Below are 14,136 nucleotides of genomic sequence, written 5' to 3' on the forward strand. Positions count from 1 at the left end.
TTTAAAGTCAAGTCTAGTCAAATTAGTAGTAATTATTCTGCATTCATAATTTGGGATGTTGAATAGGTGGAACTTATCATTCAAAAAGGAATCGGATGGAAAACTTAATCGAAGAAATCCTAAAACAAATTGGTGAAGATCCTTCAAGAGAGGGTCTTGTGAAAACGCCCAACCGTGTGAAAAAGGCTTATGACTTTTTGACCAGTGGGTATAAGGCTGATTTGAATCAAATTGTGAATGGAGCGATCTTTGAAGAAAGCACAACCGGCATGGTTTTGGTAAGAGATATCGAGATGTATTCCTTGTGCGAACATCATTTACTTCCTTTTTATGGAAGAGCCCATGTTGCTTATATTCCCAATAAAAAGATTATAGGAATTAGTAAAATTCCAAGGATTGTCGATGTGTTTGCACGTCGTCTGCAGGTCCAAGAACGTCTCACTGACCAAATCGCCCAAGCCATCCAAGAAACCTTAGATCCTTTAGGTGTGGGTGTAGTCATTAAGGCCAAACATTTATGTATGATGATGCGCGGTGTGGAAAAACAAAATTCAGAACTATTTACCTCTAGTCTACTTGGTCTATTCAAAACAGATCCCACTACTCGGAGTGAGTTTTTGGATTTGATCCGAACCGGTTCCCACTAAGTTCATTTTTTAAATTCAAATTTTCAGATTCATGCTGGACTTTTTTCAAAAAAAGTTCAGCATTCTTTCTCTAGAGGGAATCTATGCCGAAAGAAAGAATCGTGGCACCGTCCAAAGACTTCGCAAAGTTAGCGAACGTTAGCTTAAAAGAATACAAAACCAAATACAAAGAGTCCATAGAAAAACCGGAAAAATTTTGGGCCGAACAAGCAAAACGCCTAACATGGTTTAAAAAATGGACAAAAGTTTTAAAACACGATTTTGCTAAGGCAAAAGCTGAATGGTTTGTCGGTGGAAAACTCAATGTTTCTTATAATTGTTTAGACAGACATTTAGATTCTCCTTTAAAAAACAAAGCTGCTCTCATTTGGGAAGGGGACAACCCTGACGAATCCAAAGTTCTTACTTATCATGACCTCCACCGCGAGGTGAATCATTTTGCAAACGTTCTAAAAAAGTTCCATGTGAAAAAAGGAGATAGAGTTCTCATTTATCTTCCCATGATTCCGGAACTTGCCATTGCAACGCTTGCTTGTACGCGCATAGGTGCTGTCCATTCAGTGGTGTTTGGTGGTTTTTCACCAGAAGCACTCCTTGGTCGTATTGAAGATTGTAAACCCACAATTGTGATCACTGCTGATGGTGGGTATCGCGGTGGTAAACCAGTGGAACTCAAAAAAAATGTAGATATCGCCCTAGATGAAAGTAAATACAAAGTTAAAGATGTAATTGTTGTTAAGCGAACAGGCGATGAAGGAAATTTAAATTGGAAAGAAGGTAGAGACCACTGGTACCACTACCTGATGAAAGATTCAGACATCAAAAAAGAATGCCCTCCTGTCGTGATGGATTCGGAAGATCCACTTTTCCTTCTTTATACTTCTGGTTCGACGGGAAAACCAAAAGGAGTTCTTCATACTACGGCTGGGTATCTACTCGGTGCCAATCTTACTTTTGCGACGATCTTCGATTATAAAGACACGGATACTTATTGGTGTACAGCAGATATTGGTTGGATTACGGGACACAGTTACATTCTCTATGGGCCATTGTCGAATGGAGCCACGTCTCTGATGTTTGAGGGAGTGCCAAGTTACCCCGATGCAGGAAGGTTTTGGGATGTGATTGATAAATACAAAGTCACAGTATTTTACACAGCCCCAACGGCCATCCGGGCTCTTATGCGAGAGGGAATCGAACCCATCAAAAAAAGGTCTTTAGCTTCTTTACGACTGCTTGGCTCCGTGGGTGAACCCATTAACCCAGAAGCTTGGGAGTGGTATCATACCCATATTGGTAAATCAAAATGCCCGATTGTAGATACTTGGTGGCAAACAGAAACTGGTTCCATTATGATCTCTGGAGTTCCGGGAGCCATCCCTCAAAAACCAGGATCGGCAAGTTGGCCATTTTATGGAATCCTACCAGTTCTTGTGGACAATGAAGGTGTGGAGATCAAAGGAAAAGGGGAAATTTCGGGAAACCTATGCATCGCTAAACCTTGGCCTTCCATGATGCGAGGAGTGTACGGGGATCCAAAACGGTTCTTTGATACATACTTTTCTCAATTCAAAGGGTATTACTTCACAGGTGATGGTGCCAATAGAGACAAGGACGGATACTTTCGCATCACGGGACGAGTCGATGATGTCTTAAATGTTTCGGGTCACCGAATTGGTTCTGCGGAAGTGGAAAGTGCACTCGTAGAACATAAATCCGTAGCCGAAGCTGCGGTTGTGGGATTTCCACACGATATCAAAGGCCAAGGGATTTATGCCTATGTGACAGTAAAACATGGTGTCACTACCAATGATGCTTTGAAAAAAGAACTCATTGCTATGGTAGAAAAAGTGATCGGTAAAATTGCAAGACCAGAAGTCATCCACTGGGCCCCAGGACTTCCTAAAACAAGGTCAGGGAAAATTATGCGCCGAATTTTAAGAAAGATTGCCAATAACGAATTTGATACTTTAGGAGACATCAGCACACTTGCCGATCCATCCGTCGTACAGTCGTTAATTGACGATAAGAAAAAGTTCCACAGCTAAAATTTCTAAAGATCCTGCGGGAGGGCAGAAAACACTCCCATCACCCGCAGGAATTCTTGCTCTTCAAATTCCATATCCCGATCTTTTAATTTTTTCCTGTAATCGTTTGCTTTTGTCACATCTCGTTTGGAAAACCAATAGATACAAAATAGTAAATATTCCCTATTTTTGCGGTAAGTGTATTGGTGGTTTTCGAGATCGGTGGCAGTGAGTTTGTTTTGATTTTTAAAATCTTTTACCAAGGAATCGATGGCTAGGGTGTCTCTATCTTTTCCAAGATTCGCATAACTTTGACGAATGAGAAATAAAATTTCTCCTGCATCCGAATCAGGATAAAATTTTAGTAAATTGTAAAATCCTCTTCGAAATAAGGATAAAGATTCGAGGTATCTTTGTTTTTCTTGGAGGTAAACTCCGTAACGCGTGAAGTATCTGGTTTCATTTAAAAAAACAGTACTTGTCCATTGGTAGGCTTGTTCTAAAAGTTCGGAATCTCTTCCTCTACGTGCCAAGATAAGGGTTTCATACATAGTTTCTTCACGTGGAAAATACACTAAGTATCGCAAACTTAAATCATCTGCTTCTTTCCATTTTTTGTTTTTGATATTTTTCAAAAGGCTTGTTTGTAAGGACTCTTTTTCCGAAACGAAAGTTTTGTCCGATTCTAAAATTTGGATATAGGATTCGTAATCGGATTCCAATCCAAGTTGTCTGGATAAAATGGCGGCCGTATACAGCCTGTACTTTGCATTTGGTTTTTGTTCTAAATACAATTTCGTATAGAACAAAGCTTCTTTTTGTTTTCTTTCCTTTTCGTAAAAATCAGCAACGTAAAGAACCAAATCGAGTTGGTCTTTTTTCTTTTTGATCGATTCTTCATAGGCATGAATTCCATCGAAGATTTGTCCAAGCTTCATATGGGCACGTGCTGCTAAATTATAGTACCGAAAGTCCGGATCTGGATTTAATTCTTTGGCTTTGATGAGAAAATCGAAGGCTTTGGCGGGAGTTTCTTGGACAATTTTGTCTTCGGCCATTCGCAAAAGATCTTCGTATCCATAAAAAACCTTAACGGGGTTCAGAACCTCTGTTTGTGCTAAATTTGGACTGGAAACCAGAAATAGACTTGTTACCAGAACACCAAATTGCCATATTCTCCTAGACCGAAGTATCATCTATGGATTCTCATCGGTCATCTTCTAAATAATCTTAGAAATTCAAATAAACAATCTCAAAGAGGATCTCATGAATGTAGAGTTAATCATCATCGTCATGGCACTAGTTTCCATTGTCACGGCGATCTTCTACGCGGCTCGGGTGGTTCGCATCCAAGTGGGCGCAGGCGGCGGTAGCGAAAAAGAAACCGCTAAATTGAAAGAAATCTCCGCAGCGATCGCAGAAGGGGCTATGGCCTTCCTTCTCAGAGAATACCGAGTCATTTTGCTATTTATCAGTTTCATGACAGTTCTCATCTATTTACTTTTGGATAACCCAAAAACTGAATTCAACGAAGGAATTTATACTGCCGTTGCTTTTGTATCGGGTGCCCTCATTTCTTGCCTTTCTGGTTTTATTGGAATGAAAATTGCGACTGCTGGTAACGTTCGCACTGCAGAGGCAGCAAAAACTTCTCTTTCCAAAGCTTTCCGAGTGGCTTATGACTCTGGAGCCGTAATGGGTTTTGGTCTGATTGGTCTCGCTGTTCTTGGTATGATTGGACTTTTTCTTTTATTCACTGGAGCAAACGTAGGTGTTGCCAAACATATCTTAATGGAATCACTTGCTGGTTTTGGTCTTGGTGGATCTTCCGTAGCCCTTTTTGGTCGTGTGGGTGGTGGTATTTATACCAAAGCTGCCGACGTTGGTGCTGACCTTGTAGGTAAGGTAGAAAAAGGAATTCCGGAAGATGATCCAAGGAACCCAGCAACCATTGCTGATAACGTGGGAGACAACGTTGGTGATATTGCTGGTATGGGTGCTGACCTTTTTGGTTCTGCGGCGGAAGCAACTTGTGCGGCTCTTGTGATTGGTGCAACAGCATCTGCTCTTGCTGACAATAACTCTGCCCTACTCTATCCACTATTAATTTCTGCCATTGGAATTCCGGCTTCCCTCATTACTACCTTCTTTGCCCGTGTGAAAGAAGGTGGAAACGTAGAAAAAGCTCTAAAACTCCAACTTTGGATTTCTACATTCATTGTAGCCGGTGCTCTATATTTTGCAACTGACATCTTTATGATCGATAGTTTTCAAATCGGAGACAAAACCATCACTAAGTGGAATGTATATACATCTGTCGCATTAGGTTTGTTTGCTGGTATGTTCATTGGATGGATCACTGAGATTTATACTTCTCATTCTTACAAACCTGTGCGCGAAGTGGCTGATGCTTGTGATACCGGTGCTGCAACGAACATCATCTACGGACTTGCTCTTGGTTACAAATCAACTGTGGTTCCTGTGATTCTACTTGTGATTGTGATTGTTGTTTCCAATATCCTTGCAGGTATGTATGGAATTGCAATCGCTGCGATTGGAATGATTTCCACTATTGCCATTGGTCTTACGATCGATGCTTACGGTCCAGTATCTGATAACGCTGGAGGAATTGCTGAGATGGCGGAACTTGGAAAAGAAGTTCGTGACAGAACTGACAACTTAGATGCAGCGGGAAATACAACTGCGGCTGTAGGAAAAGGTTTTGCGATCGGTTCTGCTGCTCTTACTTCCCTTGCCTTATTTGCAGCATTCATCACCAGAACACAAAATGCTTCTAAGGAATTGGGAGAAGGTGCAATTGACCTAACTTCTATCGAACTTTTGGATCCACTAGTTTTTGGTGGTCTTCTATTTGGAGCCATGCTTCCATTTATATTTTCTGCAATGACAATGAAATCTGTAGGAAAGGCTGCTCTTGATATGGTAAAAGAAGTTCGTCGCCAATTCAAAGAGATCCCTGGTCTTATGGAAGGAAAAGCGAAACCTGAGTATGCAAAATGTGTAGATATTTCTACTTCTGCTGCTCTTCGTGAAATGATTCCTCCCGGCCTCCTCGTTCTTCTTAGCCCAATCGTTGTCGGATACTTGTTTGGTGTGAAGTCTCTTGCAGGTCTTCTTGCTGGTGCTCTTGTTTCTGGTGTCGTTCTTGCGATCTCGTCCGCTAACTCTGGTGGAGCATGGGACAACGCTAAAAAATACATCGAAAAAACAGCAGGTGGAAAAGGTTCCGAAAAACACAAAGCTGCTGTTGTGGGTGATACTGTCGGTGATCCGTTCAAGGATACTTCTGGTCCTGCCATCAACATTCTCATCAAACTAATGGCGATCACATCACTTGTGTTTGCTGAGTTTTTTGTGACAAAAGGCGGAATCATTTTAAATTTCTTTAGATAAGAAATTTAAGATAAATTCAGTTTCAGATAGAGGAGACTTCTTTTGGGAAGTTTCCTTTTGAAATATTTTATTTTGATTTCTGAAAAGAAGTCTCAACCAAAATAGTGATTCAATTTTCCTGTAAGGGAAATGAATGAAAGCTGGCGGAGACGTCGGCTTTTTTTATAGGGTTGTAAAACTGAAACTTGTGTTCGTGCCGAGAGTCAGCCCAAAGATCGACTGGATGTTTTGGTTTAGTGTGATGGTGTAAGTGGTTCCCGTTGTCAAAGCACTTGCTGGTGTTAGAGTAATGGTTCTGTTGGAAGCTCCACCATTTAAACTGGGACAAGAAGGGGAACAACTAATATTTGTATTTAGGGAAGTAGTTTCTACCGCTTGGGTCATCACGATTGTGATGGTGGGATTTAAGGAAACACCTGTGGCACCATTGGCTGGAATGGTTGATTCAATCGTAAAATTGGACGAAGTTTGAGTTACTAATGGTAATACCAATACACCCAAAAGCGATGGTTTCGGTTTTGGCAGACATGCTAGGAAAGAAAAGAAAACAAGAATTAGGATATGATATTTCTTCCAGGTGGGCATGGTTTCTATTTTAGTTTCGACTAATTACCCTTGGTAATTGCGCAGAGTTTTGCGTAAATCCCCAAGAAATTGTAAGTTTCTAGTTCAATAGACGTAATTTCTCTAATATTTCCATTCTTTTGGGAAGCTTCGACTGAGGCGTCTCCTAGGGCCAGGAGGCCGAGGTAAGACTTAGCGCAAGCAACACCCTCTTTAGAAGCAGGTGTTCCAGTTTCCATCATACTAATCTTTTGGTTTTCATAAAGAAGTCCCTGGGTTCCAAACCCGGAACTGGCACAGGATAGACATAGGAATATGTTCAAAAAACAGAGGTTTGGAAATAAATGGGGTTTTATAAAGCTGTGATTACTTTTTAAGTTCCTTATCCAAAATCTGCGAAAGTTTGTTTTGTAAAATGATAATGTCGTCATAGAGTTTTTTGATCTGTTCTTCTTTTTTTTGAATCTTTTCAGTTAGTGCATCCAGAGATTTGTTAGATGCATTGATCTTTTTGGAATGAAATTCTTTTAGTTTGAATTCGATTTCCTCATAAATGAGTCCACTTTTCAATTTCTTAGCAAATTCAGTTAGTGAGTCAATGTTTTGCTTCATCGTCCGGTGATTCTTAAACAGAGTTCTTGGAAAAAGAAATATTGTTTTTTATAATAATGGTCAAGGCTGTGGATTTCTTTCAGTTGAGATCTGCGAGATATATATTCAAAACTAGCATTTCCAAGACTTACCAAACCGAAGTAATTCGTAGTACAGGATTCTACAAATGTATCAGTCGGTAATGGCACTTTTCCGGGTGAATGCCATCCTTCTTGTCCTTGATTTTGAAAAATAGTAACAGAAGGATTTCCAATTTGAAAACTTAAACATTGAAAAAAAAAGAAACACATTGAAATCAATAAACTTCCTTTCATACTACTGGTTTGTATCAAAGAAGTAGAAATAGGAAAAACGAATTCCGCGATCCATTGCGTTGTCTTCTTTAGGCAGAATACCTAAGAGAAGAGAAAAACTAAACGTTCCAAAGTTATCAGTATTCATAGAAATACCTGGATAAAAATTAAAATATCTTAAATTTTTATCCGCCACTCGGTCAATTGGTTCTCTATATTCCAGTTCTGTAAATATTCGAACGGAGTCGGCGATGGAAAAAGAGGGAGCAATTCCTACCTGGTAGTAACGTTTAAATTCCTGCAAACTGGATTCTTTCCCGTGTCTGTTAGTTTCTGTTTGAAAACGAAACTCAGACATGATTTGAAAAATTCCGTATTTGTAACCTAATCCAAAATTAGGTCTAACTAAGTAAAAATCAGGATTTTCTCTTTCTCTAAACTCAGCATTTCTCTTTTTATCGTAGAGTCTTAAACCAGCCCCAATTAAAAACTGGGATGATCCATTTTCATAAACTTTTCCATATTTGATTCCCGCATTCCAGCGATCCCAAGTGATTTCTCTGGCGGTATCTGTTTGTGAATAGTCTGTTCGGCCAACAGAAGAAATAACAGAAAACGAATCTGAAAATTTGTATTCACCCTCAACATTAATATCCTTGTTTATTTCTTTGACTCCATTAAAGTCCTTATGCCAGTAACCAATATTTCCTCTAATCTTTGTATATAAAGCTACAGGTTCGATTTGTAATGGATGTGCGAATCCTGTATTAGTCGTTGGTTGTGCATATAAAGAAGAAACCAATGAAAGAAATAAGATGTATATGATAACTATATTTTTCATATTAAAAACCTATATTGGTGATTGGATAAATTAATCTTGCAAACTTATCAGCTAGATAAGTATATCCTAAGTTATTTGCATGAATGCAATCTAACATAAATTCTGCGCGTGAAAATGGTTTTCCACCTAATGTATTCCGCAAGTCTGTGTAAAGAAGTGTGGGTTCTTCCCGGATGGTATCTAGTAGTAAGTTGTTGAAAGCATCCAATTGTGAAGCTGTAAAAACAGCTGCATCAGGGACGATCAGACCAATTTTATCAAACTTAGATTTGCATCCTTCATCTGCACCGGCGATGACAGGTGCCATATATGGATTCGGATAGTCATAACCGTGAATGATCCACTTTAGAGGTTGGCCACCAAATCTAGAAACTTTGTAGGCATTCCCAGTTGCGACTAATTTTTTGAGGTTGGCTTTGATGGTTGCAAATCTTTGTGCTTGGACTGTTTCCACTTTACCGATATATTCGGAAAGATTGGCTTGGATATCATTTCCACCTAAAGATAAGATAATGACCTTCATGTCGGCACCACCTTGGTCTATCACTTGAAATTGGAGACCTTCGTCCACAACCTGTTGCAAGGTTTTTCCGCCGAGGGTTGCGCCAACAAACTTATAATGAAACCGGTTTTCCAACTGAGGCCTCAAAGTTTCTACCGCTGGAAATCCAAGAAGTAGATCTGTCCAACTATCACCTATTATACCAGTTTTTGCCGGTGTTTCCCCATTGCAGATTGCATATGTGGTGCAAAGTAAATTGGCTCCAACATCGTCAAAGTAATCTTTTTTTGTATCACAATGAATGAGGCATGCCAATATTCCGAACAAAATTGTGTATTTAATTTTTTTCATTGGTGTTTGTTTCCTTCCAGATATGGTCCATGATAAACGCGCAGGATAAATCGCCGGTTAGATTTACTGAAGTTCTACACATATCTAAAAAGCGGTCAACTCCAAAAAGGATAGTGATACCCTCGATGGGAATATGAAATGTATATAAGATCGATGTTAATATAACGAGTCCGACGCCAGGTGTTGCAGCCGTTCCAATAGAGGCAGCCGTAACGGTTCCAGCTAACAAAAACAAGTCTATTGTTGATAAATTAACCTGATAAACCTGACTTAAAAAAACGGTCGCAACTGCTTGGTATAAGGCTGTTCCATCCATATTGATTGTTGCACCAAGAGGAAGTACAAAGTCGGCCACAGTTTCTTTTAATTTCAATTTTTCTTTTGCAAGTTTTAAGGAATACGGAAGAACTGAGCTAGAACTCGAGGTTGAAAAGCCAAGCAATGGAATTTCGCGAACCTGATTCAAAAAGCGAATCGGATTCTTTCTCGTAAGGATAAAAATCAAAATCGAATAGAAAATGAGAATACAAAAAAGACCGAAAATCACTGTACCAATGTACGAGACCAAACCAAATAACAAAGAAAAGCCAATTTGAACCATTGCATAACTCATCAGACCTAAAACAGCTAGTGGTGCTATTTTCATTGCTGTTGCAACCACCCATAAACAAAAACTTTCCAATGAATGACAAAATGCTTTTAAAGCTGATCCAGATTCTCTTGAAGTCAGAAAAAAAATTCCCAATATCATTCCTAAGAAAACAACAGACAACATTTGTTGTTTGGACCAAACATTCACTAGATTTTTCGGAATGATATTTGCGATAATTTCAGGCACAGATTCTACGTTTTGATTTAGATTGGAATTCGAGATAGTTGAGTTTGCTTCCACTGTTTGATTTTGGATTTGGTTTCCTGGTTTAATCACCAATGCTAACGAAATTCCAATACTCACTGAAACTACAGTTGTAAAAATAAAATAGATAAGTGTTTTGCTTCCAAGGTTCCAAAGATCCTTTAGATTTCTTAAACTAGATACACCGAGTGCGATGGAGACAATCACCAAAGGAATCATAATCATCTGGAGCAAATTTAAGAAGATATCTCCAGGAAGTTTCATCCATAATAAATAGGGTTTTAAAGAGATTGCTGATATGAATCCTGTTTCTGGGTTTAATAAGATTCCAAATAACAAACCTAACAACAAAGATGCGAAAATTTGAACCCAGAATGGAATTTTAGGAAAGAACATTCCCAAATTCTATGATTTTGAACTTCTCTGTAAATGAATTAAATACTGATGTATGTTTGGAAAAGTCGAATTCTATGGAAAATCGTTGCGCCATTTTTAATTTTTCGAATTTCAATTGTGTATTCGTCCTTAGCGCGTTGGATTTCTTTCATAGTTTTATGGAGAACTGCTTTTTTTTCAGGACGATTGTCCCATTTGTAAGCTGCCTCTTGGCGCATTAATTTTTCTTCTAGCTGGCGAATCGTTTTTTGGTGAGAAAGTTCAACTTTGTATTCTTCTTTTTGAAAAATTGACAATGTTTCTTTTCGTAAAGTTTCTTTTTTAGTTTCTGCTTCTGTCTCAACAATCGGATAACAATAAATAAATGCTTCTTCCAGTTTTGAAAGGGAAACTTCTTTCTCTGGAACGTAAGACTTTGCTTCAATCCATTCCGTCGGCATTTCAGTAAGTACAACAGCTTTCTTTTTCTTTAAGTCATATTCTATGAAAAACAGATCTTTACGTTTTAGAGAAAAGTCAAATTCGACTTGGAAAACGAATAATATTTTTTGTCCAAGTTGGTCAGAGAGTAGATACTTTTTTTTGCGACCGATATCGCTTTGTGTGAGTAACTCTGTAACCTTTTCAACAAAGGGATGTCCAAAAGCAAGAAATTCCAATGAATCATTGGTTAGGGCGAGGTCCGAATCAAAAGTCGCTTTTCTAACTTTTCCTTCAGTATTTTTATATTCGTAAGAACCTTTACCAACCGAGGTTAAGGTTCCTGGAAGGTAGGATGGGAAAAATTTTGAACCTTGAGCAACGACTTCTTCCAAATGACTATTATTCCATTCTCTCTCTTCAAGTGTATGATCGTAATAGTCTTTTAAATTAAAATCTAAAACTTTGGGTGTTACAAGAGCGTTGAGTTTTTCAAATCCTTTTTGAGCCACTTGGATTCTAAGATCAAATTCAGTTTCTAATTCTTCTTTGGTTTTGGTTCCTGTTACAAATTTCATAAGACTTGAGTTGAAATCAAGTTCCTCTTCAATCGTTCCAAGTAAATCATCAGAAGCACCAATAGATTCTTCAAACAAACGTATTTTATTGGTCAGTACTTCTAATATCCTTTCCGCTACTGTATCTTTGGAAGCAAAGTTAAAGATATAAACATTGTCCTTTTGACCAAAACGATGGATCCTTCCAATACGTTGTTCAATTTTCAGCGGACTCCAAGGTAGGTCATAATTAAATAGTATGTTAGCAAATTGTAGGTTACGACCTTCCCCTCCTGCTTCTGTACAAATTAAGATCTCATAGTCTTCTTTAAATTTTTGGATAGCGACTTCTTTTTCATCCATACTAAGAGAGCCGTGGAAAGGAGAAACCTTAAAGTCTGGTTCTAGAACTGATTGTAAATGGTCTTGTGTAGTTCTAAACTGAGTGAAGATAATGAATTTTTTATGGCCTTCTTTTTTTAAACGATAGAGAGTTTCTTTTAATTTTTGAGTTTTTTTGTCTTCTTTGATTTGTTTTCCCAAATGGATGAGGCGGTTAAGAGTGAATAACTCTCGTTTGATTCTTTGGAAACTAGACATTTCCTCATCTTCTAATTCAGAAATAAAGTCTTCAACACCTTCCGTCTCATCTAAATCCCAATCATCTAATGTGGTTTCATGTTCTTTCATGTAATGGAATTTAGATTCCAACATAAATTTTCTTTTTTGTAAGGCAGAGAGAAGTGCAATGACAGAAGAATCTAAGAGTTTTTGGAATACCACCATCACAAATCCAATGGCACGGTTTTTGGTCCCCATTGCCATATTGTATTCTCTTTTTACATACTCTGTAGTTTCGTCATAGAACGCACGTTCAATGGGAGAAAGGTCGATACGAACTGTTTTTGCAAATCGTTTCGTAAATCCACCGACTTCCACTTTACGACGACGAAGAAGAACTTTGGATATTTTTTCTTTTAGATCGCCTTTTTGACCAACGACATAGTCGTTTACAAAGGTATGATATGGTCCGAGAATATTTGGATCCACCAAGTGCATCAGATAAAAAAGTTCTTCTAGTTTTCCTCGAAATGGTGTCGCTGTGAGAAGGAGGAGGCATTCCGTTTTTCTGGCAATTTTTTCAGCAAACAAATACCCACGAGTGATTTTGGAATAATCGCGCCTGAGTCTATGTGCTTCATCAAAGACAACAATGTCCCATTTGGTACCAAGGATTTCTTCTGCATATCTAGGATTTTTAATAAAATCGATTGATGTAATAATTTTATTGAAATTTCGCCAATGATCGGGGCCGTTTGTTACGAAATTTCTTCGACGAACAATGGCAAATTCTTCATTGAATTTGTTTTTCATCTCCTGTTGCCATTGCACAAGGAGAGGAGATGGTGCCACCACAAGCACTCGTTTGAGCCCACGTCGAAACATAAGTTCCTTTACTGCAAGACCAGCTTCAATGGTTTTTCCAAGTCCCACTTCATCCGCTAAAATAAACCTTGGTTTTAAACTATTGGCAACTATGAAGGTAGACTCAATTTGATGGGGAAGTAAACGAGTTCTCGAATTAGAAAGTGAAGATAATTTGTTAAAATTATAAGTAAGTTTGAGTTGGCTTGCATCAAGTGCCAAGTCCATTGCTTTGGGAAATTCTTCCCATTCACGAAGTGATTGTGGATACTGATTTAAAAATTTTAAATGTTTGTTAGATTTATTGACGGTTCTAAAAATCTCTTTTGATTCAAAAAACAGTTCTACAGAAGTAGCAGTCTCTTTTATGACCTTTGCAAGACCTAACTCCGGTTCGTCGATGAGGAATCCGTATTCATTTGTTTGTTTTGGTTCAACAGTAGTTTCAAAATCTAAACTTAATTGAGTAGGGATTTCCATCAAACTCCTTTCTGATTTCCCCAAAGTACTTTGTGAATTTGAAGCGACAAACGACACTTAGGTGGATTGTCAACTTTAATCCATTCGACCAGTTCTTTGGCATCCACTTCACCGTGGACGGGCGAGTACAATATATTTGTCTGTATTTTTTGTTCGCGAATGACTTCGATACTTCTATCAAAGTCGATTCTATCTCGCACAACAAACTTGATTTCGTCAAGTGAATTATGTCTCTTTTCTAGAATCCGGAAATTTTCCAAATCCATTCGGTCTTCCATACCCGAACCGGGAAGTTTGTAGTCCATAGTGAAAATAAAAAATGCATCTTCAGTGAGTTTTTCGCTGCCATTGGTTTCTACTCTTGAAGCTGGATAAGGCAAACCAGCAGCAGTTCTATGTTTGTAGATTTTATTGGCAATTGTTATGGATAGATCTCGGTTTTTTCCCTCTAAGGGTTCACCTCCTGTGAGCAGGACTTGGTATCCATGATGTGGATCTAAAGCTTCCAGCTCTAACCAAATTGAATCTAAACTTTTTTCTTCGCCAAGGTTTGGACCTAGGGCATAAGCTGTGTCACACCATAATGCTCTTGATTCCGTTTTGCCACAACGTAAGGAACATCCGGCAAAACGAATAAAAACTGTTGGGATACCTTGTGAAATTCCTTCGCCAGAAATAGAAGAATAGATTTCGTGAATTTTTCCAAACATTTTGATGATTCCTTCCAGGTCAGAATAAAGTAAATTGTTCT

At 38.5% G+C, this 14,136-nt stretch carries 13 protein-coding genes; 3 read left to right on the forward strand and 10 right to left on the reverse strand.

Features of this window, described 5'->3' with window-relative positions; all coding sequences use genetic code 11:
• The first annotated feature begins 95 nt into the window (after positions 1-95).
• Together folE and acs are read left to right on the forward strand one after the other, a co-directional pair.
• Positions 96-647 (forward strand): GTP cyclohydrolase I FolE, encoded by a 552-nt coding sequence (folE, locus tag ND811_RS02265; protein WP_004787276.1) that lies wholly within the window; start codon positions 96-98, stop codon positions 645-647.
• An 83-nt stretch (positions 648-730) separates the two neighbouring features.
• A complete protein-coding gene (acs, locus tag ND811_RS02270) occupies positions 731-2,695 on the forward strand; it encodes an acetate--CoA ligase (protein WP_265350565.1) in 1,965 nt (654 codons plus the stop codon).
• 5 nt (positions 2,696-2,700) lie between these two features.
• On the opposite strand, the gene ND811_RS02275 is transcribed toward acs, so the two are convergent.
• Positions 2,701-3,870, reverse strand: coding sequence for a tetratricopeptide repeat protein (locus ND811_RS02275; RefSeq protein ID WP_322113428.1), 1,170 nt, complete (start codon positions 3,868-3,870; stop codon positions 2,701-2,703).
• Positions 3,871-3,940: 70 nt separating this feature from the next.
• Between ND811_RS02275 and ND811_RS02280 the strand changes: the two genes are divergently transcribed.
• The gene (locus ND811_RS02280) at positions 3,941-6,088 is read left to right on the forward strand and encodes a sodium-translocating pyrophosphatase (RefSeq protein ID WP_265350563.1); all 2,148 of its coding nucleotides are present in this window, start codon (positions 3,941-3,943) and stop codon (positions 6,086-6,088) included.
• A gap of 162 nt (positions 6,089-6,250) precedes the next feature.
• On the opposite strand, the gene ND811_RS02285 is transcribed toward ND811_RS02280, so the two are convergent.
• The 9 genes from ND811_RS02285 to ND811_RS02325 are packed head-to-tail and all read right to left on the reverse strand — an operon-like array spanning position 6,251 to position 14,095.
• Positions 6,251-6,673: an Ig-like domain-containing domain gene (locus ND811_RS02285; RefSeq protein WP_265350562.1), complete on the reverse strand. Its 423-nt coding sequence runs from the start codon at positions 6,671-6,673 to the stop codon at positions 6,251-6,253.
• 20 nt (positions 6,674-6,693) lie between these two features.
• Positions 6,694-7,083 carry a TRL-like family protein gene (locus ND811_RS02290; RefSeq protein ID WP_265350561.1) on the reverse strand — a complete coding sequence of 130 codons (390 nt, stop codon included), beginning with the start codon at positions 7,081-7,083 and terminating at the stop codon, positions 6,694-6,696.
• Entirely contained in the window at positions 7,019-7,264 is a 246-nt protein-coding gene (locus ND811_RS02295) for a hypothetical protein (RefSeq protein ID WP_265350560.1), read from the reverse strand. Before ND811_RS02295 ends, ND811_RS02290 begins: the two co-directional genes overlap by 65 nt.
• The gene (locus ND811_RS02300) at positions 7,261-7,554 is read right to left on the reverse strand and encodes a TRL domain-containing protein (protein WP_265350559.1); all 294 of its coding nucleotides are present in this window, start codon (positions 7,552-7,554) and stop codon (positions 7,261-7,263) included. Before ND811_RS02300 ends, ND811_RS02295 begins: the two co-directional genes overlap by 4 nt.
• A gap of 25 nt (positions 7,555-7,579) precedes the next feature.
• Complete coding sequence (locus ND811_RS02305; RefSeq protein WP_265350558.1) at positions 7,580-8,398, reverse strand: hypothetical protein; 819 nt, start codon at positions 8,396-8,398, stop codon at positions 7,580-7,582.
• Between the two features lies 1 nt (position 8,399).
• Entirely contained in the window at positions 8,400-9,251 is an 852-nt protein-coding gene (locus ND811_RS02310; RefSeq protein ID WP_265350557.1) for an SGNH/GDSL hydrolase family protein, read from the reverse strand.
• Positions 9,238-10,503 (reverse strand): dicarboxylate/amino acid:cation symporter, encoded by a 1,266-nt coding sequence (locus tag ND811_RS02315; protein ID WP_265350556.1) that lies wholly within the window; start codon positions 10,501-10,503, stop codon positions 9,238-9,240. Before ND811_RS02315 ends, ND811_RS02310 begins: the two co-directional genes overlap by 14 nt.
• 38 nt (positions 10,504-10,541) lie before the next feature.
• Positions 10,542-13,385: a DEAD/DEAH box helicase gene (locus ND811_RS02320; protein WP_265350555.1), complete on the reverse strand. Its 2,844-nt coding sequence runs from the start codon at positions 13,383-13,385 to the stop codon at positions 10,542-10,544.
• A complete protein-coding gene (locus ND811_RS02325) occupies positions 13,385-14,095 on the reverse strand; it encodes a 7-carboxy-7-deazaguanine synthase QueE (protein WP_265350554.1) in 711 nt (236 codons plus the stop codon). The genes ND811_RS02320 and ND811_RS02325 overlap by 1 nt, the downstream gene beginning before the upstream one ends.
• Positions 14,096-14,136 lie beyond the last annotated feature (41 nt).

This window comes from Leptospira soteropolitanensis (genome assembly GCF_026151655.1).
Classification (GTDB): Bacteria; Spirochaetota; Leptospiria; order Leptospirales; family Leptospiraceae; genus Leptospira_A; species Leptospira_A soteropolitanensis.

Bases quoted from the DNA above. Each gene is read 5' to 3' on its own strand.
- ND811_RS02280 (WP_265350563.1), top strand. From the start codon at position 3,941: ATGAATGTAGAGTTAATCATCATCGTCATGGCACTAGTTTCCATTGTC.
- ND811_RS02315 (WP_265350556.1), bottom strand. From the start codon at position 10,503: ATGTTCTTTCCTAAAATTCCATTCTGGGTTCAAATTTTCGCATCTTTG.
- ND811_RS02320 (WP_265350555.1), bottom strand. From the start codon at position 13,385: ATGGAAATCCCTACTCAATTAAGTTTAGATTTTGAAACTACTGTTGAA.
- ND811_RS02325 (WP_265350554.1), bottom strand. From the start codon at position 14,095: ATGTTTGGAAAAATTCACGAAATCTATTCTTCTATTTCTGGCGAAGGA.
- ND811_RS02310 (WP_265350557.1), bottom strand. From the start codon at position 9,251: ATGAAAAAAATTAAATACACAATTTTGTTCGGAATATTGGCATGCCTC.
- ND811_RS02275 (WP_322113428.1), bottom strand. From the start codon at position 3,870: ATGATACTTCGGTCTAGGAGAATATGGCAATTTGGTGTTCTGGTAACA.
- ND811_RS02290 (WP_265350561.1), bottom strand. From the start codon at position 7,083: ATGACGACATTATCATTTTACAAAACAAACTTTCGCAGATTTTGGATA.
- ND811_RS02295 (WP_265350560.1), bottom strand. From the start codon at position 7,264: ATGAAGCAAAACATTGACTCACTAACTGAATTTGCTAAGAAATTGAAA.
- ND811_RS02300 (WP_265350559.1), bottom strand. From the start codon at position 7,554: ATGTGTTTCTTTTTTTTTCAATGTTTAAGTTTTCAAATTGGAAATCCT.
- acs (WP_265350565.1), top strand. From the start codon at position 731: ATGCCGAAAGAAAGAATCGTGGCACCGTCCAAAGACTTCGCAAAGTTA.
- ND811_RS02285 (WP_265350562.1), bottom strand. From the start codon at position 6,673: ATGCCCACCTGGAAGAAATATCATATCCTAATTCTTGTTTTCTTTTCT.
- ND811_RS02305 (WP_265350558.1), bottom strand. From the start codon at position 8,398: ATGAAAAATATAGTTATCATATACATCTTATTTCTTTCATTGGTTTCT.
- folE (WP_004787276.1), top strand. From the start codon at position 96: ATGGAAAACTTAATCGAAGAAATCCTAAAACAAATTGGTGAAGATCCT.